The sequence below is a fragment of the Mycobacterium mantenii genome, from assembly GCF_010731775.1.
GTDB lineage: Bacteria > Actinomycetota > Actinomycetes > Mycobacteriales > Mycobacteriaceae > Mycobacterium > Mycobacterium mantenii.
In genome coordinates this window covers 2,485,523-2,511,734 of the sequence record NZ_AP022590.1, presented here as the reverse complement: position 1 = coordinate 2,511,734, position 26,212 = coordinate 2,485,523, and the positions used below count along the sequence as shown (strand labels likewise).

Here is a 26,212-nt window from a genome sequence, read left to right as displayed (position 1 = left end):
GGTCACGCCGCCGGCTCGTGGGTGAGTTCTCCAACCCAAGTCGGTACCGACGGAAGCAGGGGCCGCGGATATCGGTCGGAAAGCCACACCATCGAATTCGCCAGCAGGTGGTAGGGGTGGCGTGGATTTGTGACCACTCCCGCGTAGCGCCTCAGGAAACGATAAGTCGGTACCCGCCTGGTACGTTCGCCGCGATCACCAAGCTCTTTGAATCTTTTCACAGCCCGGTAAAGCCGCTCTGGCTCCATACCCATGGCGGTGATCTCGTTGCGGATCCTGTTGATCAGCGGTGCGCCCATGATCGCACCGATGATGAGACCCGGAGTGGCATTGTGACCTACGAAGTCGATCAGTAATTGTCGGATCTTCGCGTGCCCGATCATGTCGAGGACTTCGAAATCGACGACCAGGTGACGTGATTCGTCATTGTTGATCTTCTCGAAAACCTGGTGGCAGATGGGATCGTGCACCTCGTCGAGGAGGAATTTCAACAGGGCGCCGTCCAGTGCGACTTCGAGCATCGGAATGACCGTGCCCAGCAGAGACAGCGGCATGTCGTCGGCCCAGCGGTCCAACCAGTCGATCGCCAGTCGGATGTTCACGTTCGGCTCGGGAATCTCACCGTACTCGAGCATGCCCCAGCGCTTCATCAGTGCCAGTTCGGCGTTGGCGTGGCGCTGCTCCTCGGCGTGGAAGTAGCGGTAGATCTCGGCGATGGTCGGTGTGGGTGCCTTCTTCGCCAGCGCCGCGAAGCCCCTGGCGCCGATGTTCTCGATCCAGCACAGGTCGGCCATGAACGCCTTGAGCTGTGGCCGCTGTTCATCACTGATCATTTCGGCGCCGGGCGCATTCCAGTCGATGTCGGCGAGTGCCCACTGGCGATCCTTGATCTTGGCGAGCATGGCTTCCATGTCGATGGCCACCGTGAGCTCCTTTCGTTGGGTGATCAGGGCAGGTTGATTCGGGATATCAGGCCGGCCGCACGCGTGTAGGTCTGTGGGGCCAGGCGTTTGATGTTCCAGCCGATCTTGGCGTCGTATTGCGGCATGCAGTACAGGTCGCCGCGGTCGTGGGCGTCCAAGCAGGTGCGCGCGACCTTCTCGGCGGATAATCCCGTCCAGCGCATGAGTTTTGCGGCCAGTTCGCTAGATTGCTCGCTGATGCGGCCGGACTCGAGGATGTTGGTCTTCACGAAGGTCGGGCACAGCACGGTGACTTTCACCTGTGTGCCGGCCAATTCGGCGGCCAGGGTCTCCGAGAGTGAGAGCACCCCGGCCTTGCTGACGTTGTAGGCGGCCATGCCGGGAGCCGCGCCGAATGCCGCCGCCGAGGCCACGTTGATGATGCCCCGCGGCGGGTGTGACGGCTCGGCGTCGCGCAGGATCGGCGTGAACACGTGGCAGCCGTGGATGGGACCCCACAGGTTGATGCCCAGGGTCCAATGCCAATCGTCCAGCGGCGCGTCGCCGATGGCCGCACCGCCCGCGCCGACGCCGGCATTGTTGATCACCAGAGTGGGCGCCGACCCGAACCAGGACTGCGACTGTTCGGCCAGCGCCTGCACGTCCTCGAATCGCGAGACGTCGCAACGGATTGCTACCGCGTCGGCGCCCTGCTCGGTGATGGTGTCGGCCGTCTGTTGGGCGGCGGCTTGGTCGATGTCACTGCATACGACCTTGCCACCGCGCTTGCTCAGTTCGACGGCGAAGGCCGCGCCGATGCCGCTGCCGGCGCCGGTCACCACCGCCGAGGCGCGGCGGCTGGTCTTCGGGCGGCTGAGCAGCCTGTCCAGGGGTCCGAGCATGGTCAGTGCGCCTCCTCGGTGAGGGCGCGCGCATCCTGCAAGGCGTGGGCGATGAATCGCGCGACGTAGGCCATCGCCTTGGCGGCCTCGGGTGTCATGCGTGGCAACGCCTGGAAGACGTGTACCTGATGGGGCCAGATCTGCAGATCGCATCTGCCACCGGCGGTTTGGATGTCGGCGGCGAGCTTGCGTGCATCCTCTTGCAGCATCTCGGCTCCACCGGCCTGGATCAGGGTCGGGGAAAGCGCGGGGCCGCCGGCGACGTCGAGCGTCAGCCGTTGGTGGGTGAGGTCGACGCCGTTGTGGTACAGGCCGACCAGTCGGACCGCGTTGGCCGCCCGGGTGGCGGGATCGGGACGTATCCGTTCGCGTGCCAGCGACAGCGCGAAGGTGAGGTCGTACAGGGGAGAGAGCAACACCTGTGCGGCGGGGTGATCGATGTCGGGTTGCAGCAGCAGGTCGATTAATAGATGACCGCCCGCCGAATCACCGGCGACCACAATCTGTTTGGGCGGCACGCTGCAGGTGTTGACCAGCCAGTCCCAGCCCGCGCGGACGTCGTCGGCAGCGGTGGGGAAGCGATGGCGGGGTGCGAGTCGGTAGTCGGCCGAGAACACCGGCAAGCCGGTGAGTGCGGATAGCCAGGATGTCAAGCGGCGGTGCGTCTTTGGCGAGCACACGGCGTACCCGCTGCCGTGCACGTAGTAGATGGCTTCGGTGACGGTCGCCGAGCGAGCTCGCTCGCGAGAAGAGCCGGCGCCCATCGGGTTAGCGGTGGTCGATGAGCGTTCGATCTCGCTCGTGGGCGTTCGCGGCCCGTAGACCCATTCACCCTTGACGCGGCGGCCGTCGGGCAGCCTGACGTCCACCGATTCCACGCGGGTGCCCGCGAGCGAAGGGCCGAGCATCCCCATGATTCTGGCGACGATCTGGCGCGATAGCCATAGCCCCCAGGCCGTTTCGGGCGGAATCACGTTGGTGATCGGCCGCAGGGTGTACGTACTCACCGCGGCCGCGCCACGGGATCGCAACGACCCACGAGCCGGAACGCCGTCCGTCATGCAACGCAGTCAACAACAAATGGTGACATTAGTCAATGGCAGCTTTGGGCGAAGGGTCTTACAGGGACACCGACGCCGCCAAGGAACTCAAAGAGCTGCGCGGCAGAACACCCGGCTCAAGCGGCTGCTGGCCGAAGCCGAGCTGTTCAAAGACTCGTGCGGGAGGTCGCGAAGGGAAAATTCTGAGCCGCCCAGCTGCTAAGCGTCGCGCCGTCGACGTGCTCACCACAACGTTGGGTATGTCGGAATGGTTGGTGTGCAACGCCGTTGGGCTGGTCCGCTCCACGCACCGCCGCCTGCCACTGTCGCAGACCCGGCCGATCCTGACGCCGATACGGTGGCATGGCTGCGCTCGCATGCTACCAAACACCCGTGTCATGGGTTCCGCGCGTGCGTGGGCGGCGTTGCGCTACGACGAGCGCCGTAAGGCCAACAAGGAGAAGATCCACCGACTGGAGCGCGAAGAAGGCCTGCAGGTCTGGATTCGTAGTCCGCGGAAGCGGGCCGGGGTGTCTTCGATTCCACCGATCGAGGCGGACGACCCGAATGTGGTGTGGGCGATCGATTTCCAGTCCGACTCCACCATCGACTGCAAAGCCATCAAGATCGCCTCAATGGTCGACGAACACACCCGGTGCTCGCTGCTGAACATCGTCGAGCGATGGATTACCGCCGAACTGCTCGTCGACGAGCTAAAGAAGGTGTTCGCTGTCGCGGGCGGGCCACCGACAGTGTTGCGGATGGACAACGGTCCGGAGTTTTATTTCTCAAGCGCTGCAATGGTTTTGCGCTCGTCGAGTCGGTATGTCCTATATGCCGCCGGGCACGCCGTTGAACAACGGGCACATCGAATCATTTAACAACCGACTGCGCAAGGAGTGCCTCAACCGCAACCACTGGAACACCCTGCTCGAGGCCCGAGTGGCCATCGGCGACTTCAAGGAGGACCACGACCACCGACACCGTCACTCATCGCTGGGCTACCGCACGCCGGCCGAGTACGCTGCCGAATGCAGTTCAAACTTGGTGACCGATACTCCGACGAACAGCGGTCATTGCAAACGGCTACCCGAGGTTTCTACCGGCTAGCGCCGGCCCCCGACACGCCCGCCCGTGTTCACCAACCGACCGACCCTTCCCACCCCTGGAATATGCAGGGTTACCGGTTACCGGTTACCGGTTACCGGGATGCCGTTTCCGTCGTCTCTAAATGCCGCGTCTGAGGTTGGGTTCAGGAGCTAATGCGGGGTGGATGAGGCCGGGGATTATGACGTCATCCACAAGGGCTCTGACGGTACGTCGAGAGGGTGGGCGGTTCGTGATGACGGAACGGAAAATCAGATAGCCCGGCAGCAAATCCCAAAGGTCGCTGTTGATAGCGTTCTGCCGTATCTCACCGCGGTCGACCGCGTGCCGCAGAATATGGTGGATCAAGACTTCACGCTGATTGACAAATTCTTGCTGCATAACCTCGTTGAGCGCTGGGTTGCGTGATATCTCCATGAGGACCGCGCGGATCGTGTCGGCGTGTGTGCGGGCATGTTCGCATATCAGTTTTCCCACGCACAGCAAATCGCTGCGCAAAGTGCCGGTATCGGGTGCAACGGCGACTTGCCGTATCCCCTCGATGAATGCGGCCAAGATCAATTCGGATTTCGATGGCCAGCGCCGGTATACGGTGGCCTTGCTCGCGGCCGCACTGGTAGCAACGGCGTCCAACGTCAACCGCTCGTACCCATGCTGCTGCAGCAGGCGCAACGTAACGGCGAGCAACTCAGTATCGCGCGGTGACCACTGTGAGGACTGCGCGCCGCGCCCGGCAATCGGAGTCGCAGCGGCTTAACAGAACTTGGTGTGATTAGAGCTTTTCGCTCGTCGTAGCGAAGAAGACGCGTTGGCCGCGATGGGGGCGGGAACCGGAATCACGCCACACACACGCGGGTCGTGACTACGGTGAAATTCTGGTGATTGGCCTTCATTGTCGGCAAGAGCCTCCTCAGTGGATGGTTTGGGTCGCTCGCTGTTTAACTGTGCCAGCCGGCGTGGCGCCGGCCACGGTGGGTGGCGAGGCATCCTTGAGAGTCCCGGCATGATCCAAGCTGTGAGCCAGGCGGTTGATCTTGGCACGCAGATACCGCAGGTTGTGCTCATTGGGATGCACGACGATCGGCACTTGCTCGGTGACGCTGAGGCCAAAGCCGTGAATACCGTGGATCTTCTTGGGATTGTTGGTAAGCAGACGGATTGTCGACAGGCCGAGATCGACGAGGATCTGGGCTCCAATCCGGTAGTCGCGAAGATCCGCCGGAAATCCCAACGCAAGATTCGCATCAACGGTGTCCAGGCCGCCATCCTGCAATTTGTAGGCACGCAGTTTATTGAGCAGCCCGATCCCGCGACCTTCCTGCGCAAGATAGACAACTACACCCGCGCCTTCGGCTTGAATCATCGCCAAGGAAGCCTCCAGTTGCTGGCCGCAGTCGCAGCGCAGCGAGCCGAATGTGTCGCCGGTCAGACACTCCGAGTGCACCCGAACCAACACATCACGGCGGTTCGCGACATCGCCCTTGACGAGTGCCACGTGGTGTCGCCCTTCGGCCAGCGCTCGATAACCGACAATGTCGAAGGCGCCGAATTGTGTTGGCAGCGACGTCTGGACGACTCGCTCCACCAAGTTGTCATGCTGCCCTCGGAAGGCGATGAGGTCGGCAACCGTAATCATCTTCAGCCGGTGCCGCCGACAGAACGTCGCCAAGTCGGGAACTCGCGCCATGGTTCCATCGTCGTTCATGACCTCACAGATGACACCTGCCGGGTTGAGGCCGGCTAGGCGGCACAGATCCACCGCGGCCTCGGTCTGGCCGGCGCGCTCGAGCACCCCACCGGGCTTGGCTTTCAGCGGGAAGACGTGACCAGGCTGCACGAGGTCGCACGGGCTCGACTCGGGGTCGATTGCCACCCGAATCGTTCGAGCCCGGTCGGCCGCCGAAATTCCTGTCGTGACGCCCTCGCGGGCCTCAATCGAAACTGTGAATGCTGTCTCGAATTTCGACTCGTTGTGCGCGGCCATGGGCTGCAATCCGAGCTGTTCACACCGCGTCCCAGTCAATGCCAGGCAAATCAGACCTCGGCCTTCCTTGGCCATAAAATTGATCGCTTCCGGCGTTGCGAACTGCGCGGCGAGGGTCAGATCGCCTTCGTTCTCTCGGCCTTCGTCGTCGCATACGACGACCATTCGGCCTCGACGTAGATCCTCGAGAGCTTCAGGGATGGAGGTGAACGGCTTCCGCACCGGAAGTTCTTTATCAGTGTGCATGCTCGTCACCTAACTTGTTCGACATTGATGATGATATTACTACGGTGACGTCGAAATCGAAATACGATCCGCGGCGGATCCACGCACCAAACAGCGAAACGGACCAATTTATTGCTCTGCAGCTAACGACGTATCGGGCCGCCGACCGTGGCGCCGTCAGCGGTACGACACTCTAAATGTCATCGAGGTACCACGACGGTGGCGTAATTCCCTGTTCGACGTATTCGACGACTCGCTGATGACGTGCCAAAGCGCGAGATTCGTTGTCGGATGGGCTGACCCAGTCGACGTACGGCTGACTACCGAGAGCTCAGACCTGCGTGTCGAAGATCGCTGATGAGGCGCCTATTCCGAAGCTCAGGCCCAAGCCGAACCAGAAGGTATAGGCGGTTCATGATTCGCCGATCGATGGGAGAAGCGTTTTATCGTTCGACACCTTGGCCCATCAGGGTGAGAAATTGGCGTTTCCACTCGGCGGAACTGCCGTCACCGACGGGAATGTCGGCTGACGCCGGACCCGGCGCTTTTTCCGCGGTCGATTTCACCTCATCAAGGTCGGCCATCGTGGCTTTCACGATTTCCGCGTCGTCGCCGTGTCCGTCGCTGTTCGTCCATATCACCGCCGTCACCAGCGATGTACGGTTGTCGCTGGGAGCGCAGGAAACCAGGCGGCGGTGCGTCGTCCCGTCGTCGGATTTGACGGCGCCGTGAACGAAAAATGGTACTTCAGCGGCAAGGTCAACAAATGAAGGATTGTTTTGCGCCAGAAGGGTTTCGATGATCTGTACCGGGTTCGACCGCCAAACCGTGGCGCTGGTGTGGATCCTGCGGTAACCAACGTCTCCCTCGCAGTTGAGATCTATGGGCTCAGTTGACGGTGGGTTGAGGGACACCCAGATCAATCCGAATCTTTCCGTGCACGGATGGACTTTTAGGTGCGCCTTCTCGTTGATCGACAAGCCGGAGGGTTTGAAGACACAGCGACCTTCGTCACCGAACGTCCAACCATGCTTTGGGCAAACCAAGCGGCCGTCGTTCACCTCGCCCTTGGTCAAATCCCCCTTGCTGTGCGTGCACAGATCGGGAGCGGCGACGACCGCGCCGCTGGAGCTGCGCCACAGGACAAGCCCCCGACCTAGCAAATGCACACCGACGGGCCCATCCTGGACGTCCACCGACCTCGCCACCGGGAACCATTGGCGGCCCAATGGCCCCGATGCACTCAAAACCATTATTGCACTAGTCATTACGTGAATACCCCTGTGGATGAGTTCCTCTCGGTTCGCGCACGGTTTGACATCCACGCTGCGAACCGGACATGCCCCGGGTGCCGTGGGCTATCGGCATCCGCCAAATCGAGATGTGGGCCGCGACGTCAGCCGAGGCAGTTGTCGGTGATGGTCTTGTACTGCGTGTACTGCAAGATGCCGTGCTCGCCGCCGAATTCTTGGCCGACGCCGCTCTGCTTGTAGCCGCCGAAGGGTCCGTCGACATCCACGCTGGAGAGGTTGTGGCTGTTCACCCACGTGCAACCCGCTTCGATACGCGAGCCGACGGCGAACGCCTTATCGATGTCGCGTGACCACACCGAACTGGACAGTCCGTACTCGGTATCGTTCGCCCGCCGTACGACTTCGTCGACGTCGGAGAACTTCATGATCGGCAGAATCGGACCCATCTGCTCGCAGCTGACAACGGTCGCCTCGTCGGGCGGGTTGAGCACCAGGTGGGGCAGCATGAAGTAGCCGCCGGCGGCGTCGGTGCCCTCGGCGTACGAGCCGAGCTGCACGACCTCGAGGCCGGCCCCCTTGGTTTCTGCGAGAAGCGCGGTCACCTTGTTGAATTGGCGCTCGTTGTTCAACGGGCCCATCGTCACCTCGGGCCGGGCCCCGTTACCGACGATGAGCTGATCGACAGCCGTCTTGAGTTTGTCGACGAGCTCGTCGTAGCGCGACTCGTGGACGAAAAGCCGCTTGATGGCAAAGCATATTTGGCCGGCGTCGGCAAACGCGCCATTGACGATGCGCCCGATAGCTTGCTCGTCGAGCTCGGCGTCGTCGAGGATGATCGCGGCGTCGTTGCCGCCCAGCTCCAGCGTGACGCTGGCGAGATGCGATGCGGCGTCGGCCATTACGGCCCGGCCCGTCTCGGTGCTGCCGACGAACGCGACCTTGCGCACCCGCGGGTCCTTGACCAGAGCCGAGCCGACTTCCGGACCCAGACCCGACACGACGTTGAGGACACCGGGCGGGAACGCCCCGGCAATCGCACCGAGCGCTTCGAGAGTGGCCAGCGGCGCGAATTCGGGGACCTTGACGACCACGGTGTTGCCGGCCATCAACGCCGGACCGATCTTTCCGCACGCCAACCCCACCGGGAAGTTCCACGGGATGATGGCCGCCACGACGCCCAGCGGCTGCCGTTCCACCCGCAGGCGCTTGGTGTCGTTGTCGAGCACCTTGGTCTCGAGGTACTCCGGGTGCGGCGCGTAGTAGCTCAGCGTCATGGCCGCCATGCCGAAGTCGATGAACGACTCCATGAGCGTCTTGCCGTTCTCGGCCGTCAGGATCGGGGCCAGTTCGTTGGTGCGCTCGCCGGCGACCCCGGCAGCCTGCAGGAGCAGTGCACCCCGGTCGGCCGGCGGCGTGGCCCGCCACGCCGGAAACGCGTCGGCCGCGGCTTGGACGGCGCTTGCCGCGTGCGCGGCGGATCCGTTGGGATAGCGGCCGACGACCGTGTTGAGGTCCGCAGGGTTGCGAACCTCAACCCAGTCGTCGCTGGTGGCCGGCTTGCCACCGATGGTCATCGTCGGCTCAATGGGCACGTGATTCCCTTTCTTTTGAATGCAGCTGTCAGAGGTAGGTATTGGTGATCGACTGCAGCTGCGTGTAGCTGTCGACCGCTTCCGCGGACATCTCGTAGCCACAACCGCTCTGCTTGGCACCACCGACCGGACCGTCGGGGTGCAGCGCGAAGATGCTGTGCCCGTTGATGAACGTCATGCCGGCTTCCAGCCGGTCGGCGACGGCGTAGGCGCGCTCCTGGTCGGCCGACCACACCGACGACGCCAGGCCGTACTCGGTGCCGTTAGCCCGCGCGACGGCTTCGTCGTCGGTAGAAAATTTCATGATCGGCAGGATCGGGGACATCTGCTCCGTTGCGACAACCGGCAGTTCGTCCGCGGGGTTGAGCACGAGATGCGGGAGCATGAAGTACCCATCCGCCACATCGGTTCCCTCGGCGTACGAGCCGAGCTGCACGGTGTCGGCGCTTTTCTTGGTCTCCGCGAGCAGCTTGGTGACCTTGTCGTATTGGCGCGAGTTGTTGATCGGACCCATCGTCACCTCGGGCCGGGTGCCGTCGCCGACCACGATCTGGTCGACGGCGGCGCGGAGCTTGTCCACCAGCTCGTCGTAACGGCTCTCGTGCACATAGATGCGCTTGATGTCGATGCAGATCTGGCCGGTGTGCATGAAGGCGCCGGTGACCAGCCGCTCGATCGCCTGCTCGGAGAGGTCGACGTCGTCGAGTAGAACGGCGGCGTCATTGCCGCCGAGTTCGAGGGACAGCCGGGCCAGGTGGCCGGCCGCATCGGCCATGACCTGTCGACCGGTTTCGGTGCTCCCGGTAAAGGCGACTTTGCGCACCTTGGGATGGGTCACCAGCGCGCGGCCGACCTCCGGTCCGAATCCGGAAACAACGTTGAGAACTCCGGGCGGCAGCAGCGCAGCCATCTCGCTGAGAGCCTCCAGCGTCGCCAATGGCGCGAACTCGGGGACCTTGACGATCATGGCGTTGCCCGCGAGTAGCGCAGGGGCGATCTTGAGGCTGCCGACGATGAGCGGGAAGTTCCAGGGCACGATCCCGACGCAAACCCCCAGCGGCTGCCTCCGGACGACGAGCCGGCCACGCTCGTCGTCGATCACGCGCCCGTCCGCCCATTCGGGGTGTGATCCATATGTCGCGATCGCCTGCCCCGCCATCCCGAAGTCGATCGCGGATTCTTGCAGCAGCTTGCCGTTCTCGGCGGTGAGCAAGCCCACCCGCTCGTTAGGGGGATCGGCGAGCTTTGCGCCCGCCGTGGTCAGCAGCTCCGCTCGCTCGGCTACCGGTGTCGCGCGCCAATCGGGAAAAGCCGCGGCGGCGGCGTCGACGGCCATGTCCGCATGCTCCGCGGTGCCTCTCGGGTACCGGCCCACTTCTCGGCTCAAGTGAGCGGGGTTGGGAACGGGCACCCATTCATCGGCGGTGACCGGCTTACCGCCGATCGTCATGTGCGCGTCGAAGCTCATACCGGCAACAACCTCCTTGGGTGCGACTTGGGCGGCCTGGATATGACACAGCTCACCCGATAACTAAATACTTTATCAAGTTTCAAAGGGAATGGTCTAGACAACTTTCCGTTTGGCGCCGTTCGCGGCGGTGACTTGGCTTGGTCATAGGAAGCGGCGCATCAGGCGCGCCTTGAGCGGACCGATCGGCGGATACATCATCGGTGGGTCGAAGCGGGTTGAGCGGGTGAGCACCGCGCGGCGATGGCTGTATGTGTCGAAACCCCACCGGCCGTGGTAGGCACCGATCCCGCTGGCGCCCACGCCTCCGAACGGTAAGTCCGAGACGGCGACCTGCAGGATCGTGCCGTTCACGCAGACACCGCCCGAGGAGGTCGCGCCGATGATGCGGTCGACGACGAAGCGATCCTCGGAGAACGCGTACAACGCAAGCGGTTTCTCACCGGCGTTTACGTGCTCAATCGCTGCATCGACGTCGTCGACGGCCAGCACCGGAAGAATCGGTCCGAAGATCTCGTCACGCATCACCGCGGCATCGGCCGCAACGCCGGTAAGGATGGTCGGGGCAAGGTAGTTGGTCGCCTCGTCCGAATCGCCCCCGCATGCGACCGTCGCGAACCCGCCGGCGTCCAGCAAGCCCTTGAGTCGTCGCCAATGGCGCGCATTCACGATCCGGCTGAAATCGCCGCTGGATTTCGGGTCGTCGCCGTAAAAGTCGCGGACTGCCGCAGTCAACCGCTCAACGAGCGGACCTGCGACGTCCCGGTGGACGAGCACATAATCGGGGGCAATGCACGCTTGACCGGCATTGGTGAACTTGCCCCAGGCGATGCGCCTGGCAGCGACGTCGAGTTTGGCGCTGCGGTCGACGATGACCGGGCTCTTGCCGCCGAGCTCGAGGGTGACCGGTGTGAGATGGCGGGCAGCGGCGGCCATGACGATGCGGCCGACCTGCCCGTTGCCCGTATAGAAGATGTGGTCGAAGCGCTGTTCGAGCAGCGCGGTAGTTTCCTCGACACCGCCTTCCGCGATCGCGGTCGCCCTCTCGTCCAGGTACTGCGGGATGAGCCGGGCGAGTAGGGCAGACACACCAGGCGTGACCTCGGAGGGCTTGCCGAGCACCGCGTTGCCTGACGCCAGCGCGGTGGCCATGGGGACCACCAGCAGCTGAACGGGAAGGTTCCACGGCGCGATGACCAGCACGACGCCGAGGGGCTCCCGGACCACGCGGGCGCTGCCCGGCCGTAGTTTGAGCCCCAACGGCACGCGTTGTGGCGCCATCCACTCCTCGAGGTGAGCCTCCATGTGACGGATTTCGGCGAGCGCAAAGCCGACGTCCGCGGCGTATGCCTCCGCGCTGGCCTTCCCAAGGTCGATGCACACCGCCTCGAGCAGTTCGTCCTGGCATTCCACCAGCATCCGGCGCAGCTGCGCTAGTTGGGAACGGCGCCAGGCGACGGGCCGGGTGACACCGGCGCGAAACGTGGCGCGGAGCCCGTTGACGATCTCTGCGGCCTCGGCGACCGGCGGTTGGTCAGCCTCGGCTGCGCCTACCGATTCTCCAGGCATCGCCCGCGGTTCCCCTTCGTCTGGCTGCGTCACCTAACACGGAAAAAATCGCGGGTCAGGGGCGACGCTGACGGACACCTATTCGCAGATAATATATCTAGCCTCGACATTAGTGTAGGGATATCGTCATGGATGTCGGCCCCGGGCCCTCGCACGGCACCCGTTGCCCGGCGGTCGGGGCGACTGCAGCTCGGCCAGAAACGCCGCCAGCAAGTCATGACCTGAGGCCCGCGACGCGCATCATGCCGCGGACGCCGAGGCCGCCGTCGGACTGGATGATGGTGCCGGTCACCGCACCGGTCCGGGCCTTGGACGCGAGGTAGACGTACGCGCCGGCATGCACGGACGGCGCGGGGTCATAGTCGAGCGGAGAGTATTCGGCCATCCGCGCGCGCAGCTCCTCCGGCGGACCGCTCAGCAGCGCGATGTCGTGCAGCCCCAGCGCACGCAAACCGCGCAAGTCGGAAGTCGTCCCGCCGGGTGCCACGCCGTTCACGCGGATCTTGGGTGCCAGCTCGTGCGCCAGCTCGACAACCAGGCCCCGCACCGCGAACTTCGTCGCGGTGTACAGAACGCCCCCGCCGCCTGGGTAGAACCCGGAGTTGGACACGGTGAAGATGATGCTGCCCTCCGATTTCTCCAACTCGGCGAGCGCGGCCTTGGCGGAGAACAGGTAGCTTTTCACGTTCACCGCGAAGATCTCGTCGAAGGCAGGAGACAGCACGTCCGCAGCCATGTCGCGCAGCGGTTGGAAGAAGTCGAAGACCCCAACGAATGTCGCCAGCACGTCGATCCCACCGAACGCCGCCACCGTCGCCTCCACTGCGCGCTCATTGTCGGCCATCCGGGTGGCGTCACCCTCCACGACGACGACGGCATCACCGAGATCCGCCCTGAGCCGCTGCGCCTTTTCCGAAACCAGTTCGAGCACACCGACTTTGGCGCCTTCGCCGACGAATGCATCGACCGCGGCCCGGCCGATCCCGGACCCGGCGCCGGTTGCCAGCACGGTTACGCCGTCAAGCCATCCCACGCGCTGTCTCCTTGGGTCAGAGGAATATCGACAGGTTCGACACACCCAGGCTGGATTGGTCGACAAGGACCTCGCGGGACACCAGCATCAGGCGATCGTCCTCGACTCGGCGCAGCCGGTCGCGGCGCTCGCATGAAATGGTCTGGTAATCCGGGTCGTCGCGTCGGCTGCGCAGCAGCAGCAGGTAGCTGGCGGCCGTGAGCTCATCGTCGCGTCCGCCGGTCGCGACCCGCACGTTCGACACGTGCCGCCGGGTCCGCGACGGCGGGCTCTCGGACTGGGCGGCCCCGCCAATCAGTCGTTGGACCCGCACCCACAGCGACTCGTAATTTTCATCCAAATAGTGGAAGGTCGACGGGGTTTCCTCCTCGTCCACTGCATCGACCGTCTGACGGACCGGCATCCGGTAGCTCACATCGGCAGCGAGGCGAGCGAGCCAGGCCTCGAACTGGCGGCCGTCGAGCAGTTCGGCCTCTTCGATGAGCCACTCGCTGACCTCGGCATAACGCGGATCTGTCATCCGCAGCCGCGTGGTCGTTCGTTCGACAGCGCGGGACATCACGCCTCCGCGGCCATCAGTTCGCGCCACTTGGCGTAGAACTCGAGCATGGTGTCGTCGGTCCCGCCGCCCAGACGCAGCACACCGGGCAGGTCGGATTCCAGCTGCGGCACGGTCACCAGGTACCGGTTGACGTGGCGGCGACCCTGGCTGCCGCGGAAGCTGGCCTGCACCACCGACCAGACCTCGGCGTCGTCTTGCTCGAAGGTGCCGCCGGGCCCGAAGGTGCGCAGCGCCGCCCGGGCGCCCGCGACTTTGAGGTCGGCGTCGGCTTCCTTGTGCACCAGTCCCCACGACCAGATCTCCATCTCGTCGACGCTGCGCGGCTGGTACACCCGGATGCTCAGCATGTGCGGTATTCCGCCCTCCGACTGCCCGCGCTCGGTGGGCAGGTTGAGGTTGAGGAAGGCGAAGTTCGGGAAGAGCGAACCGACCGACGGCATCATCGTCTGGAATGCCCGGCGCTGCAGCTCGGTTCGCAGATGCTGATGAACCTGGGGCACTACCTCGGGCGGGACACCCACCGACTCGGCGATGCGCTCGATGGTCTCTTGTTCGGACATCTCCCCGGCGCCCAGCAACGCCAGAGCCGTGAAGCCGGACATGAACGCGTGCCCGTGCTCCGGATCGGAGACCAGCGTCAAGAACTGCAGCCCAATGGGATCCATCATCGGCATCAGTCCGAGTTCGGACACGAACTTGTGCACGGAGAAGATGTGGGTGTTGTCGACGGCGAAGTTCTCCGACGCGAGCTTCCAATTGGCGGGCACGATCCAGCGCTGTGGTGGACCGGCGACCTCGAAGCCACCGTCGGTGAGCCCGAGCATCAGCTCGTAGTAGAAAGCCATGTCGCCCAAGTACTCCCGCAGCGACGGGCCGTCGATGTTCCAGGTGGCGAAGATCAGCCCGTGGAAACTTTCGACGCGCGCGCGCCGCAGCCCCAGCGGGCTCTTGTCGAGTTCGTCGCCGAAGATCATCCGTTGTGCCCGCATGCCCCGCAGCTCGCCGGTGTTCTTGTAGATCCAGCCGTGATACGGGCACTCGAAGGTGGTCCGGGTGCCGCGTTCGGCGCGACACACCTGCGTCCCGCGGTGCGCGCAGACGTTCAGCAGAACGTGGACGCCACCTTGCTCGTCGCGGGTGACGATCACCGAGTCCAAGCCCATGTAGCGGACGACGAAATCGCCCTTGTTGCGAATCTCAGACTCGTGGCCGACGAACACCCACACCCGATCAAAGATCCGCTCTAACTCGAGCGCGAAGATCGCCGGGTCGCTGACAACTCGCGCCGACACTTCACGCGCCTCGACCCGGACGAGGTCGTCGATCGAGTTCGCGTCCGCCAGTATGCCGTCACCGACGGTGGCGTCGCGGTTGGGTCGCACCCGCGGCTCAACGGTCATAGGCTGGTCATCGTCCTTCCATACGCTACCGTATAGAAGACGATAGGCGTCGGGGCGGATGGACGTCAACACTCGAGATCCGCTAGAGAGGGAGCTAGACAAGGACATGGCCACCGCACGGACACCGCGCCGACGTTGGGTCGAACAAGGGCTCCGAGCGCTTGCCGCCGGCGGTCCGGACGCTGTCCGAATCGAGACGCTGGCGAAGGCGCTCGCCGTCTCGAAAGGTGGCTTCTACTGGCATTTCAAGGACCGGGGCGCCCTGCTCGACGAGATGCTCGACACGTGGGAACAGCGCGGAGTCGACGAGGTGATCAGCTGGGTCGATACCAGCGGGGGCGACGCCAAGGCGAAGGTGTGGCGATTGTTCTCGCCACCGTCCACTATCAACGAAGAGGTAAGTGCCGAGCTTGCGATTCGCGACTGGGCCCGGCGCGACAAGAGCGTCGCCAAGCGCGTGCGACGCGTCGACAACCGGCGAATGGAATACCTGCGTTCCCTGTTCGGGACTTTCTGCCCTGACGAGGAGGACGTCGAAGCGCGCTGCATGCTCGCAATGGCGCTCTTCATGGGCGACCAATACATCATCGCCGATCATGGCGACCGCAGCCGTCGCGAGGTACTGGACGTCGCGCTTCGGCGACTCTTGTCTTAGTTGGCTGCTACCGCAACATCATTCGAGCGGTTATCTCGCGCGTCAGCTCACCCGCCCGCCTCCCTTCCCGGGAATGTCGCGCAGCCCACGAGCGACGAACTGCCCTTGATGCAAGAAGCGCAGTGAGAATTTCCCTGTCCCTGGAGGATCTGCAGGGAAACACCATTACTCTCGGCGTTTGGCGCGCTTGTAACGACACACGGCGGAGGAAAAGGCCGGCTGATGAAGGCAGTAAAGTTCGACCGCTACGGCGGCGTGGACGTGCTCGAGGTACGAGAGGTTGACCGCCCGGTGCCGGGCGCTGGTGAAGTGCTGGTCGAGGTGAAGGCGGCTGGTATCAATCCAGGTGAAGCCATGATTCGCCAGGGTATGTTCAACGAGTTCTTCCCGGCGACGTTTCCCTGCGGGCAGGGCAGTGATCTGGCCGGTGTCGTCACCCGGGTCGGCCCTGACGTCGAGTTGTTCTCGGCGGGCGACGCAGTGCTGGGTTTCACGAACAGCCGAGCCAGTCAGGCCGAATTCGTTGTGGTGCCCGCCGAGCAACTCACCGCCAAGCCCTCAGCAGTGTCGTGGGAAGCCGCCGGTGCTCTCTTTGTTTCCGGCACAACGGCATACGCCGCGGTCGGTTCGGTCGAGTTGACGCCCAGCGACACCGTCGCGGTCGCTGGCGCCACCGGCGGGGTGGGCGCGATAGCTGTACAGCTGGCGAAGCGCACCGGTGCCACTGTGCTCGGTATCGCCGGCCCGTCCAACGACCAGTGGCTGGCTGCACATGGTGTGATCCCTGTCAACTACGGCGATGGTCTGGCCGACAGGTTGCGCCTGGCGTCACCTGATGGCCGCGTCGATGCGTTTCTAGACTTCTTCGGCGGCGGCTACGTCGACCTAGCCATAACCGAGCTGGGCACTGCACCGGAGCGCATCGACACCATCATCGACTTCCCGGCGTTGGAGCGGTTCGGAGCGCTCGGGGTCATGTTTGTGGGCAATGAGGACGCGGCCGGCGCTGCTGTGTTGGCCGAACTTGCCGCAATGATCGCTGGGGGACAACTGGAAGTGCCGATTGCTGAGGTTGTTCCGCTCGATGAGGTCCAGCGCGCGTACTCGATCCTCGAACGCCGCCATACCCGCGGCAAGATCGTACTTCGGCCCTAGGTGAGTTCAGCGCGCTGAACCCAAACGCCTTGTGCGTTAGTCGGTTTCGCTGTCATCCACCAGGATCGCGTGTTCGGGGCAGACGAACTCTGCCTCCCGGACCGCCCTGGCCAGCTCCGCGGGTACGTGTTCGACGTATGCATCGACGACGAACGCCTTGCCCGACTCGTCGACATCGAACACCTCGGGGGCCTCGCCGGTGCACAGCTCGTAGCCCTTGCACTTCACCCGATCCACGCGAACCTTCATCGGACCTGTCTGCCCCGAAACTTCTTGACAAGCTCGGCCCAGCGCCGACCGCACTCGCGTGCGCCGTCGGCGAGATCTTCGGGAAGCACGTTGTAAGGCGGGCGAATTGGTCCGGGACTGCAATACCCGGCGGTCTGGATGCGTGTCCGCTCAAGCTGAAGGTTGTAGTGCGCGAACACCGGAAATGCATGCGGTGGAAGGAAAGTCTCGCACGCCAAGGCCATCTCTTCGGGGATCCGCTTGGCACGGTCCATGTCGCCGGCCAGTATCGCGTCCATCACTGCGACCGACGGCTGAGGTCCCATGCCCGCACCGGTGGCCCAGCAGGCCGTGACCGCCCCCGGATAGGTGCTCGCCAGTGGGTAGGCGAATGAGTCGATGGGCATGAGGTGAGCCGGCCACGCGTCACCTCGCGCAGCTCTGGGTAGTTCGCGAACGGGTCGATCTTCGCGCACCGCAAACGGTGGCCTCGTCCATCTTGATCGGATATCGTATCTTGAGAAAATCGACATCAACGTAGTAATATCATCATTGATGTTGACAACCGAGGAAAGGATGCTGCTAGTGCCGACTGCAGCTTTAGAGTGGGCGCTCGAAGCGCGGGTCGAGGGTCAAGGGCCTGACGTCGTCGTCCTGCCAAGCTTCGTGGGGCCTTATTGGACGCCGGCACTTGACGAACTGGCCTCGTCCTTCCGGGTGCATCTGCTACGGCTTCCCGGCTTTGGTGACCTGGCCACCCCCCGCGAGGCCCGCCGAGTACTCGACGTGGCGCCGCTGCTGCGGATCGCGCTGGCGGAGGCCGACTTGCTCGGCGTCTCGATGATCGGTCATTCGTTCGGCGGGTGGTTGGCCATCGAGCTCGCGCTGCTGGCGCCGCCGGAAAAACTCGTGCTCATCGACACTCTCGGTTTTCGCATCAAAGGCGAACCGCGCGAAGACATTTTCGATCGTCCCAGAGACACCGTGCTAGACCTCGTATACGCGAATAGGTCGAAGGCACCGACGAACTGGGAAGCGGTCGAGGATCGGCGAAACGTGGCTTCACTGGCGAAGTTTGGGTGGAATCCGTACCTTTGTGACCTCTCGCTCGCCACTCGCGCCGCCGCGATTTCTTCGCCGACGCTGATTGTGTGGGGGGAAGAGGACCGTGTGGTTCCCGCTACGCACGCCGGCCTGATTGCCGGCGTCATACCGGGTGCACGCACGAAGTTGTTGCCTGCAGTCGGACACGATCCGCTCAGTGACGACCCCTCGGGCTGCGCCGCCGCGATTCGGCAGTTCCTGGCCGGAGAGGAGAGCTGACATGAAATTTCACGCATTCCACTTCATGCCCTACCCGTACTTAGAGGAGGGCTTCAAGGACAAGTACCAGTCGGACTGGGTGACTTATCCAAACAGCAACTACGATCCGGTCAAGGGGCACGAGCTCTACTCGACCTACCTGGATCAGCTGGTCTACGCAGCCGAACTGGGCTTCGACGGCGTCTGCGTAAATGAGCACCACCAGACGTCATATGGGTTGATGCCTTCACCCAACATCCTCGCGGCGATGCTGGTGCAGCGCACGATGGGGATGCCGACGAAGGTCGGCATCCTCGGAAACGCCTTGCCGCTCCGGCAGAATCCGCTGCGCCTCGCCGAGGAGCTGGCGATGCTCGACGTGATCAGCGGCGGGCGGATCGTCAGCGGGTTCGTCCGGGGCATCGGTGCGGAATACCACAGTTTCGGCGTCAATCCGGCCGAGTCCCGCGACCGATTCCGGGAAGCGCACGACGTCATCGTGAAAGCCTGGTCCGAACCCGGCCCGTTTTCGTTCGAGGGCGAATTCTTCAACTACCGCTACGTGAACACCTGGCCGCGCCCTTTCCAGCGCCCGCACCCGGAGGTCTGGGCGCCGTCGACGGGTAGCGGCGAGACGGTGGCCTGGGCCGCCGAGCGTGCCTACACCTACGTGCAGGTCTTCTCGCCAATCAAGAGCGTGGTGAAGATCTTTGAGGAATACCGCGACGCGTCGGAGAAGTTCGGCGTGCCGAACCCTTCGAGTCGGCTCGGTTGGGCTCCGGCGGTTTACGTCGCCGACAGTGACGCGCAGGCCGAGGACGAGTTCTGGCCCAACGCAGACCTGTACTTCAACAACTTGTTCCCGAACCCGATGCACCGGCTATTTCCGCCGAACTACATGGAGGAAAAAACTCTGGAGCGGGTATTGAGCTTGCGCGGCGACCTGGACAAGAAAACGGACTTCGATACGTTGAAGTCAAACTACACGGCCATCGCCGGCAGCCCGGAGACGGTGCTGGGCATGCTCGAGGAGGCCCACGACATGCTGGGCTTCGAGCACATCGTGATGTACGTGCATCTCGGTGCTCTCAGCGACGAGTTGACCCGCAATAACATCCGCCGCATCGCCACGGACATCATCCCGAAGCTGCGCGACCACAAGAGCAAGCGAGACATGTAGCGGCAGGGGCGCAACGGGACGAGACCACGACTACCCCGAGAGGGGGACCATGTGACAGGCATCAGCACCGAGTCGCCCGGGAAAGGTTGCCCGGTCGTCGACGGCTACCAGCCGGCGGCCGACGATCAGCTCGTCGACCCGTTTTCGGCCTGGGCCGTGGCGCGGCGCGAGACTCCGGTCTTTTTCGCGCCGGCGCTCGGCGCCTACGTGGTGACGCGCTACGACGACATCTGCGCGATCGTCAATGATCCGCAGGCGTTTTCGAGTAGTGACATCCTCAAGCCGTTGAAGCCGGCTCCGCTGGCGGTGACTGAGATCCTCGCTTGCGGCTTCGACCCGTCGAAGCTGGGTGCGATGATCATGCTCGACCCGCCCGAGCACGACAAGATCCGCCGTTCATTATCGGCCAGGTTCACGCCGAAGCGGATAACGCAACTTGAGACGGAAATCGGCACGGCTGCAAACAATTTCATTGATCATATGCAAGTAGCTGGGACCAGCGCCGACTTCGTCGAGGCGTTCGCATACCCGTTGCCGCTGCGGATCATCTGCCGATTGCTCGGCATCCCGGTGGAGGACTCCGAGCAGCTGCACGAGTGGGCCACTTTCAAGCTCGCGTTGCAATTCGGCGACATGTCGCTCGACGAACACGTCCGCGCGGCTCGCGGATACGTCGAGTTTCAGCGATACGTTGCAAATCTCATCGACCAGAAGCGGGCTGACCCCCAAGACGACCTCATCTCGGCGATGCTGGCGCCTACCGCCGAGGGCGACGTGCTCGACGACGTTGTCCTCGTTGGCCAGGTCATGGGGCTGGTCAACGCCGGGCACGAGACGACGACGACGGTGTTGACGATGGGGCTCTACCACCTGTTGTCGAACCGGGAGCAGTGGGAGATGCTCTGCGCGGACCGGGGACTGGCGGCAGCAGTCGCCGAGGAGTCGCTGCGTTTCGACGGGCCGATCAAGCAGTTGTGGCGGCGCAGCACACGCGACGTCGAGGTCGGTGGCGTGCCGATTCCGCGCGGAGCGCGTATCGCGATCGTCAACGGCTCCGCCAACCACGACGAAGCCATGTTCGACGATTCAGAGCGGTTCGATATCACGAAGAAACGCGACAAGCCGAACCTAGCTTTCGGCCGTGGCGCTCATTACTGCCTCGGCGCGAACCTGGCGCGATCAGAGGCCCGTATCTCTTTCGAGATACTTAGCGCGCGAATCCCTTCGATCCGGCTGGCGACCGGTGCTCCGAGCGGATACGCCCGCAACGTCACTGTCCGGATGCCGCTGGGGCTCGAGGTCGAGTGGGATGGCTGAGATGTCCCGGACAGCGAGAGCCCTCGACGGCGCCACCATCGTTATCACCGGTGGCGCGTCGGGCATCGGCCTGGCGGCTGCGCAGGCGGCGGCCGAGGCTGGCGCGGCCGTCATGCTCGCCGACCGCAACCGCGTCGCGCTGGACGCTGCCCACGTAGAACTGAAGCGCTTCGATACCCCGGTAGGAATCCATGAGACTGAAGTCTCCGATGCCGCCTCGGTGCAGAACCTGTTCAGTGCAACGCTTTCCACGTTCGGTCGAATTGACGGGCTCGTGACGTCGGCGGGGATAGAACGCTCGGTGCCGGCGCTGGAGCTCACCGAGGATGACTTCGACGAAGTGCTCCGGGTGAACCTCAAGGGCTCGTTCCTGTGCGCGCAGGCCTTCGGCCGCGCCTTGATTGACGCGGGGTCCGGCGGATCGATCGTCACGGTCTCGTCGGCGGTTGCGTTCAGCGGGCGGCCCAACGCCGCTCAGTACACCGCATCCAAGGGTGCGGTCGTTTCCCTTACCAAGACGCTGGCCATCGAGTGGGGTCCGCTTGGCATCCGGGTGAACTCGGTAGCGCCCGGGTTGATCGATGCGCCGATCGCTGCGGGCGTAGCTGCCGAATACCGCGAAGCGTATGCCAGTCGCACGCCCCTTGGGCGCATTGGCACGCCTCGGGACGTGGCCAAGGTCATCCGGTTTCTGCTCAGTGATGAAGCGGCTTACGTCACCGGGCAGACCATCGTCGTGAACGGCGGGTACCTGATGCCCTCATGATCACTATCGGACAGATTTCCGTCACCCCTGTCGTTGACAGTGTTGTGCACTTGAAGCCGACGAAGGCGTACGGGACCACGTCGGTCGTCGACTGGTCGCGACATGCCGCGCTGCTCGATGACGAGGGCTTCCTGCGCCTGACATTGGGCGGCTACGTGGTGCGCTCCGGTGACCGGGTGATCCTGATCGACGCGGGTGTCGGCCCGGAGGACCGTGTCGGCAAGAACGCGACAATGCCCGGCGGAACGATGCTGGACAACCTGACAGCGTCGGGGACGACGCCGGACGAGATCACCGACGTCGTCTTCACCCACTTACACCTCGACCACGTCGGATGGGGCGCGGTCGGGGATCGGCTCGTGTTCCCGAACGCGACCTACCGCTGCCACCAGGCGGATTGGGACTACTTCACGAACGGCGGCGTCATGGGGGCGCCGGAGAAGCTGGCGGTGATGGCCCCGGTGATGCAGTGCTGGGCTTCAGACACGACGTTGGCGCCCGGCCTGGATGTCGTTACCACGCCGGGGCATACGCCGGGGTCATCGATCGTCGTGCTGTCGGATGGCGACGAGCGTTGCGTACTGCTGGGCGACGTCGTGCATTGTCCGGCGGAGCTGGTCGAGGAGGAGTGGGAGACGATCGGTGATGTGGATCCGGTGCTTGCCCGTCGCACTGCGACTGCGCTGGCCCGCGAGTACGAGGGCAAAGACGTCGCGATCGGCGCCGCGCATTTCAGCGGCCTGCAATTCGGACGACTTTTGGCGGGAAAACGGCAACGGAGGTGGGTTTTTACGTGACGGCGACGAAACTGCGGACCGACGTTGAGCGTGTGATGCGCGCCTACGGTGCCGAGGCCGATCGTTATCGGGAGGCCGGAGAGTGGGGCGATCAGACGATCGTCGAGGTTCTTCGAGGCCATGCCGAGCGCCGACCGACTGCGCGGGCGGTGGCGACCGTCGATGGTTCGCTGACGTACGCCGAGCTCGACCGGTGGTCGGATGCGTTGGCGCTGGGCCTGGTGGACGCCGGGCTGCAGCCCGGCGACCCGGTCATCTTCCAGATGGGCAACGAGCTGGAAGCGGTGGTCGCCTTCTACGGCGTGCTCAAGGCCGGGTTGGTGCCGGTGTGCAGCATCCCGAATCACCGGCTGCATGAGGTTAGCCATATCGCGATGGCGACCGGGGCGCGTGCCCATATTTTTCAGGCGGACTACCGCGCGTACGACCTGGCGGGTCTGAGCTCAGAACTGGCGGATCGGTGCGCAGATATCGTCGTGCGTGTCGTGACGCGGGGCGAGTCCTCGCCGGGAATATGGTCGCTGGACGAACTCACCGACGGCGTCGATCTTGACCGTGCCCGTGCCGTGGTGGGTGAGATCCAGCGCCAAGTTTCGCCGGAAGACGTTGCGTTGTTTCAGCTTTCGGGTGGCACCACGGGCGTGCCGAAGGTGATCCCGCACAGCCATGCCGCGTATCTGTCGATCGCGGCCCGCTGGTCGCGCAACTTCGGTTGGAACGAGGACACCGTCACTCTGCACTTCTTGCCGGTAATGCATCACGCGGGCTTGGGCACGGTGCTCGTGCCGACGCATTTTGTCGGTGGCACAGTAGTCTTGGGTCGTTCTGTTGATGCCGAGCTGCTGGTCAGTCTCATCGAACGCTATCGGGTGACCTGGATGCACTTCAACATGGCGGCGTTTCGGCCGTTGATGGAATACAGCGCCCGGGTTGATTGTGATTTCAGTTCGATCCAACATTTCATGTGGGTGTTCGTCCGGCCGGAGATGTCGGCGCAGGCCGAGAAGATGCTGGGGGCGACCGCGATCGGCAGCTTCGGCGCGGGGGAGGGGGTGCACCTGTCTGCACGGCCGGACGATCCACCCGAGATCCGGCGTCATACCGCTGGTTCGACAATCGGCGCCCACGATGAGGTGGTGGTGCGCGATCCCGACAGCGCAGAACCTGTTTCCGATGGTGTGGTGGGGGAGTTGACCTTCCGCGGGCCGAGCGTGATCCGTTCGTATCTGTCCGAAGAGCACTCCGCCACCGCCTTCACGTCGGACGGCTTCTATCGCAGCGGCGATCTCGGGCATGTGGAGACGATCGCCGGCCGGCGTTGCTATGTGGTAGACGGCCGGCTCAAGGACCAGATCAGCCGGGGCGGTGAGAAGGTCATGGCTCCGGAACTCGAGCTCCTCCTGCACGACCATCCCGAGGTGCGGGAGGTGGCGGCGATCGGCATGCCGGATCCTGCGCTCGGCGAGCGGATCTGCGTCGCCGTGGTGGCCGAGGTTCCCGGGGTCGATCCCGAAGAACTACGCAAGCGGCTCGTCGAGCATCTTGATAAGCGCGGCGTTGCCAAGTTCAAGTGGCCGGAACGCGTAGTGCTCGTCGACGAGCTGCCCAAGACCGGAGTGGGCAAGGTGCAAAAGGATGTTCTACGCAGCTGGATCGAATCCGGAAGCGGACCAACGAAAGTGAGGAATTGACCGTGACAACGAAACTCGCGGGCGGCATGCGGGGCGTGGACCACGTCGCCTATCCGACCTGGAAGATGGCAGAGACCGTTCACTTCTACCGCGACGTGCTCGGTTTCCCACTCAAACACTGCATTCTGGCGCCGGGGTGGGGCAATGATCCGCACCCGGACTTCGCCCACTTTTTCTTCGAGATCGGTTTCGGCGGCACGATCGCGTTTTTCTACTACTTCGATACTCCGGAGTACCGTGACCTGAATGTACCGGACCGGATCAACCGGGCCCGCCATCTCGCGTTGGCGGTCGACACACTCGAAGAGCTCGACCATTACCAGAAGCGCATCGAAGATGGCGGCTATGAGTTGCGGTTCCGCATCATGCACGAATTGATCGAGTCAATCTATGTGTGGGATCCCAACGGCTACGCGATCGAGATCTCCCGGCCGCTGCGGCCCATGCAAGAAGCCGACACAATCGACACGGAGCTGAGCATCCAGGCCCTCGTCGATGTGACGCAAGGCCCGGAGCCGTCGCTGACCAAGGTGTGGGAGCGCAAGGCCGAGCTCATTGCCGAAAGGTTGGGGGTTAGCAATGTCTAGCGTCTTTTTCGCGGACATCCCTGAAACCGAGCCGATTTGGAAAAACGCGGTCGGTGACAGCGCCCTTGAGATCCGGCATGTCGGCACCTACGTGGAATTGCGGTTCCCCGATGCGATCACGATCGACCGGCGCAGCACTGGTGCTCGCCATGCGGTCTGGTACAGCTGCTTAGGTGCCCTCGACCATGCCCGCGTCGTGCAGTTCGATAAGGACGCGCTGCGCATCGTCGCCGACAGCGGCTCGTGAGCGCGCCGGCCAAGCGGCTGGGCTACCGGCCGCGAATGGAACCCGGACCGATGCCCGACGGTGTGACGGCGACGGTTACCACCGTCAAGACCGCCGACGACGCGTCCGCGCCCGGTGTCCTCTACACCGTAACGGGCGCCACCACGGTCGTTACTTTGATGCACCCCCGGCAGGATCTGGCGCGCCACCACTTGATTCCGATCCTGCTCAAAGCCGGCTTCGCGGTGTGGGCGCAGGGTTCTCGAACCGTCAACAACGACCTCACCCTGATCCACGAAGAGGCCGTCCTCGACGCCGCGGCCGGTTTCGTCCAGCTGCGTGACCGCGGCTTCGACCATGTCGTGGCCTGCGGCCCGTCGGGCGGGGCTGCGCTGTATGCCTTCTACGTGCAGCAGGCGAGCCGGACACCCGAGAACCGCATCACGGTGACGCCGGGCGGCAAGCCGATCGCACTGCACGAGGCGACGATTCCCGTCCCGGATGCCGTCATCTTCCTCGCCCCGCATCCTGGGCAGGGTGAGCTGCTGCTGTCTTGCATCGACGGTGCCGTCGCCGACGAAACCGATCCGCTGTCGACGGTGCCGGAGTTGGATATCTTCGATGAGGCCAACGGTTTTCGCGAGCCGCCGAACAGCTCCGAATATACGCCCGAGTTCTTGACCCACTACCGCGCTGCGCAGCGGGCCCGGGTGGCGCGGATCGACGCCCACGCCCGATACCTGATCGAAGAGCGCATGGCCGCCAAGGAACGGTTCAAGTCGAGCAAGCGCGCCGTCGATCGCAGGGCAAGCACCATGTCCAAGGTGATCACCGTGTACCGCACCGACGCCGATCCGCGCACACTTGACCTGTCGCAGGACCCCTCGGATCGGCCGTACGGATCGATCCATGGCCGCCGCCCGGACATCATCAACTTCGGTATCACCGGCTTCGGCAGGCTCACCACCGCCGATGCGTGGCTGTCCACCTGGTCGGGATTGTCCTCTAATGCCGGGTTCGTCGCCTGCGCGCCCGAGGTACAGATCCCGAGCTTGTTCATCGAATACACCGGCGACCAGGCCACCTTCCCGTCGGTGGCCGGTGAGATGTTCGCCGCGATCGGAGCGTCTGACAAGACCCACGAACGCATCGTCGGCACCCATTTCGGCGGATCGCCGAGCCCCGACGGGCCGCCGGGCGGAGCCCTGTCCGGGGAGGCGATCGTGGAGTGGCTGCGCGACCGTCTCCCGGCCGCTTGAGCGGCCACCGAC

27 protein-coding genes are annotated in these 26,212 nt (G+C 63.9%); 13 read left to right on the top strand and 14 right to left on the bottom strand.

The genetic code is table 11. The features are described from left to right. Positions 1-2: 2 nt before the first annotated feature. The 3 genes from G6N50_RS11330 to G6N50_RS11320 are packed head-to-tail and all read right to left on the bottom strand — an operon-like array spanning position 3 to position 2,865. Entirely contained in the window at positions 3-923 is a 921-nt protein-coding gene (locus G6N50_RS11330) for a reductase (RefSeq protein WP_083096044.1), read from the bottom strand. Positions 924-946: 23 nt separating this feature from the next. Further along, positions 947-1,804 (bottom strand): SDR family NAD(P)-dependent oxidoreductase, encoded by an 858-nt coding sequence (locus G6N50_RS11325; RefSeq protein ID WP_083096042.1) that lies wholly within the window; start codon positions 1,802-1,804, stop codon positions 947-949. Between the two features lie 2 nt (positions 1,805-1,806). After that, positions 1,807-2,865: an alpha/beta hydrolase gene (locus G6N50_RS11320; protein WP_083096040.1), complete on the bottom strand. Its 1,059-nt coding sequence runs from the start codon at positions 2,863-2,865 to the stop codon at positions 1,807-1,809. Positions 2,866-3,242: 377 nt separating this feature from the next. Between G6N50_RS11320 and G6N50_RS29345 the strand changes: the two genes are divergently transcribed. After that, entirely contained in the window at positions 3,243-3,725 is a 483-nt protein-coding gene (locus G6N50_RS29345; RefSeq protein ID WP_211283002.1) for an integrase catalytic domain-containing protein, read from the top strand. After that, positions 3,670-3,954: an integrase core domain-containing protein gene (locus tag G6N50_RS30095; RefSeq protein WP_083096037.1), complete on the top strand. Its 285-nt coding sequence runs from the start codon at positions 3,670-3,672 to the stop codon at positions 3,952-3,954. Before G6N50_RS29345 ends, G6N50_RS30095 begins: the two co-directional genes overlap by 56 nt. Positions 3,955-4,071: 117 nt before the next feature. Here G6N50_RS30095 and G6N50_RS11305 read toward each other — a convergent pair whose 3' ends face one another. The 9 genes from G6N50_RS11305 to G6N50_RS11265 form a co-directional block, all read right to left on the bottom strand. Beyond that, positions 4,072-4,689 (bottom strand): TetR/AcrR family transcriptional regulator, encoded by a 618-nt coding sequence (locus G6N50_RS11305; RefSeq protein WP_083096035.1) that lies wholly within the window; start codon positions 4,687-4,689, stop codon positions 4,072-4,074. A gap of 172 nt (positions 4,690-4,861) precedes the next feature. Beyond that, on the bottom strand, positions 4,862-6,181 hold the full coding sequence (locus G6N50_RS11300) for a bifunctional 3,4-dihydroxy-2-butanone-4-phosphate synthase/GTP cyclohydrolase II (protein ID WP_083096033.1): 1,320 nt from the start codon (positions 6,179-6,181) through the stop codon (positions 4,862-4,864). A 422-nt stretch (positions 6,182-6,603) separates the two neighbouring features. Next, the gene (locus tag G6N50_RS11295; protein WP_264028692.1) at positions 6,604-7,413 is read right to left on the bottom strand and encodes a Rieske 2Fe-2S domain-containing protein; all 810 of its coding nucleotides are present in this window, start codon (positions 7,411-7,413) and stop codon (positions 6,604-6,606) included. A gap of 143 nt (positions 7,414-7,556) precedes the next feature. Then, positions 7,557-9,005, bottom strand: coding sequence for an aldehyde dehydrogenase family protein (locus G6N50_RS11290; protein ID WP_142275601.1), 1,449 nt, complete (start codon positions 9,003-9,005; stop codon positions 7,557-7,559). Between the two features lie 28 nt (positions 9,006-9,033). Then, positions 9,034-10,473 carry an aldehyde dehydrogenase family protein gene (locus G6N50_RS11285; protein WP_083096027.1) on the bottom strand — a complete coding sequence of 480 codons (1,440 nt, stop codon included), beginning with the start codon at positions 10,471-10,473 and terminating at the stop codon, positions 9,034-9,036. 144 nt (positions 10,474-10,617) lie between these two features. Beyond that, on the bottom strand, positions 10,618-12,042 hold the full coding sequence (locus tag G6N50_RS11280) for an aldehyde dehydrogenase family protein (RefSeq protein ID WP_083096111.1): 1,425 nt from the start codon (positions 12,040-12,042) through the stop codon (positions 10,618-10,620). Between the two features lie 214 nt (positions 12,043-12,256). Beyond that, on the bottom strand, positions 12,257-13,075 hold the full coding sequence (gene hcaB / locus G6N50_RS11275) for a 3-(cis-5,6-dihydroxycyclohexa-1,3-dien-1-yl)propanoate dehydrogenase (RefSeq protein WP_083096024.1): 819 nt from the start codon (positions 13,073-13,075) through the stop codon (positions 12,257-12,259). Positions 13,076-13,091: 16 nt separating this feature from the next. Next, the gene (locus tag G6N50_RS11270) at positions 13,092-13,634 is read right to left on the bottom strand and encodes a 3-phenylpropionate/cinnamic acid dioxygenase subunit beta (protein ID WP_083096022.1); all 543 of its coding nucleotides are present in this window, start codon (positions 13,632-13,634) and stop codon (positions 13,092-13,094) included. Then, on the bottom strand, positions 13,634-15,037 hold the full coding sequence (locus tag G6N50_RS11265; RefSeq protein WP_158086082.1) for an aromatic ring-hydroxylating oxygenase subunit alpha: 1,404 nt from the start codon (positions 15,035-15,037) through the stop codon (positions 13,634-13,636). The genes G6N50_RS11270 and G6N50_RS11265 overlap by 1 nt, the downstream gene beginning before the upstream one ends. Positions 15,038-15,143: 106 nt before the next feature. Here G6N50_RS11265 and G6N50_RS11260 point away from each other — a divergent pair, with 106 nt between their 5' ends. Beyond that, entirely contained in the window at positions 15,144-15,692 is a 549-nt protein-coding gene (locus G6N50_RS11260; protein WP_083096019.1) for a TetR/AcrR family transcriptional regulator, read from the top strand. Between the two features lie 219 nt (positions 15,693-15,911). Then, a complete protein-coding gene (locus G6N50_RS11255) occupies positions 15,912-16,847 on the top strand; it encodes an NADP-dependent oxidoreductase (protein WP_083096016.1) in 936 nt (311 codons plus the stop codon). Between the two features lie 36 nt (positions 16,848-16,883). On the opposite strand, the gene G6N50_RS11250 is transcribed toward G6N50_RS11255, so the two are convergent. Then, positions 16,884-17,096, bottom strand: coding sequence for a ferredoxin (locus G6N50_RS11250; protein WP_083096014.1), 213 nt, complete (start codon positions 17,094-17,096; stop codon positions 16,884-16,886). Next, on the bottom strand, positions 17,093-17,482 hold the full coding sequence (locus tag G6N50_RS11245) for a beta/alpha barrel domain-containing protein (RefSeq protein WP_083096012.1): 390 nt from the start codon (positions 17,480-17,482) through the stop codon (positions 17,093-17,095). Before G6N50_RS11245 ends, G6N50_RS11250 begins: the two co-directional genes overlap by 4 nt. A gap of 148 nt (positions 17,483-17,630) precedes the next feature. Between G6N50_RS11245 and G6N50_RS11240 the strand changes: the two genes are divergently transcribed. Genes G6N50_RS11240 through G6N50_RS11200 form a run of 9 tightly spaced genes read left to right on the top strand, consistent with a single transcriptional unit; the run spans position 17,631 to position 26,200 of the window. Continuing rightward, on the top strand, positions 17,631-18,398 hold the full coding sequence (locus tag G6N50_RS11240; RefSeq protein ID WP_083096010.1) for an alpha/beta fold hydrolase: 768 nt from the start codon (positions 17,631-17,633) through the stop codon (positions 18,396-18,398). A 1-nt stretch (position 18,399) separates the two neighbouring features. Further along, positions 18,400-19,557, top strand: a complete 1,158-nt coding sequence (locus G6N50_RS11235; protein ID WP_083096008.1) for an LLM class flavin-dependent oxidoreductase — start codon at positions 18,400-18,402, stop codon at positions 19,555-19,557. 51 nt (positions 19,558-19,608) lie between these two features. Beyond that, a complete protein-coding gene (locus G6N50_RS11230) occupies positions 19,609-20,874 on the top strand; it encodes a cytochrome P450 (protein ID WP_083096006.1) in 1,266 nt (421 codons plus the stop codon). Beyond that, on the top strand, positions 20,867-21,640 hold the full coding sequence (locus G6N50_RS11225) for an SDR family NAD(P)-dependent oxidoreductase (protein ID WP_083096004.1): 774 nt from the start codon (positions 20,867-20,869) through the stop codon (positions 21,638-21,640). The genes G6N50_RS11230 and G6N50_RS11225 overlap by 8 nt, the downstream gene beginning before the upstream one ends. 50 nt (positions 21,641-21,690) lie before the next feature. Continuing rightward, a complete protein-coding gene (locus tag G6N50_RS11220; RefSeq protein WP_158086081.1) occupies positions 21,691-22,437 on the top strand; it encodes an MBL fold metallo-hydrolase in 747 nt (248 codons plus the stop codon). Positions 22,438-22,472: 35 nt separating this feature from the next. Then, positions 22,473-24,128, top strand: a complete 1,656-nt coding sequence (locus tag G6N50_RS11215) for an AMP-binding protein (protein ID WP_232068984.1) — start codon at positions 22,473-22,475, stop codon at positions 24,126-24,128. A 2-nt stretch (positions 24,129-24,130) separates the two neighbouring features. Further along, positions 24,131-24,715 (top strand): VOC family protein, encoded by a 585-nt coding sequence (locus tag G6N50_RS11210; protein WP_232068946.1) that lies wholly within the window; start codon positions 24,131-24,133, stop codon positions 24,713-24,715. After that, positions 24,708-24,962: a hypothetical protein gene (locus tag G6N50_RS11205; protein WP_083095997.1), complete on the top strand. Its 255-nt coding sequence runs from the start codon at positions 24,708-24,710 to the stop codon at positions 24,960-24,962. The genes G6N50_RS11210 and G6N50_RS11205 overlap by 8 nt, the downstream gene beginning before the upstream one ends. A 35-nt stretch (positions 24,963-24,997) precedes the next feature. Beyond that, positions 24,998-26,200 (top strand): alpha/beta hydrolase, encoded by a 1,203-nt coding sequence (locus tag G6N50_RS11200; protein ID WP_232068945.1) that lies wholly within the window; start codon positions 24,998-25,000, stop codon positions 26,198-26,200. The last annotated feature ends 12 nt before the right edge of the window (positions 26,201-26,212 follow it).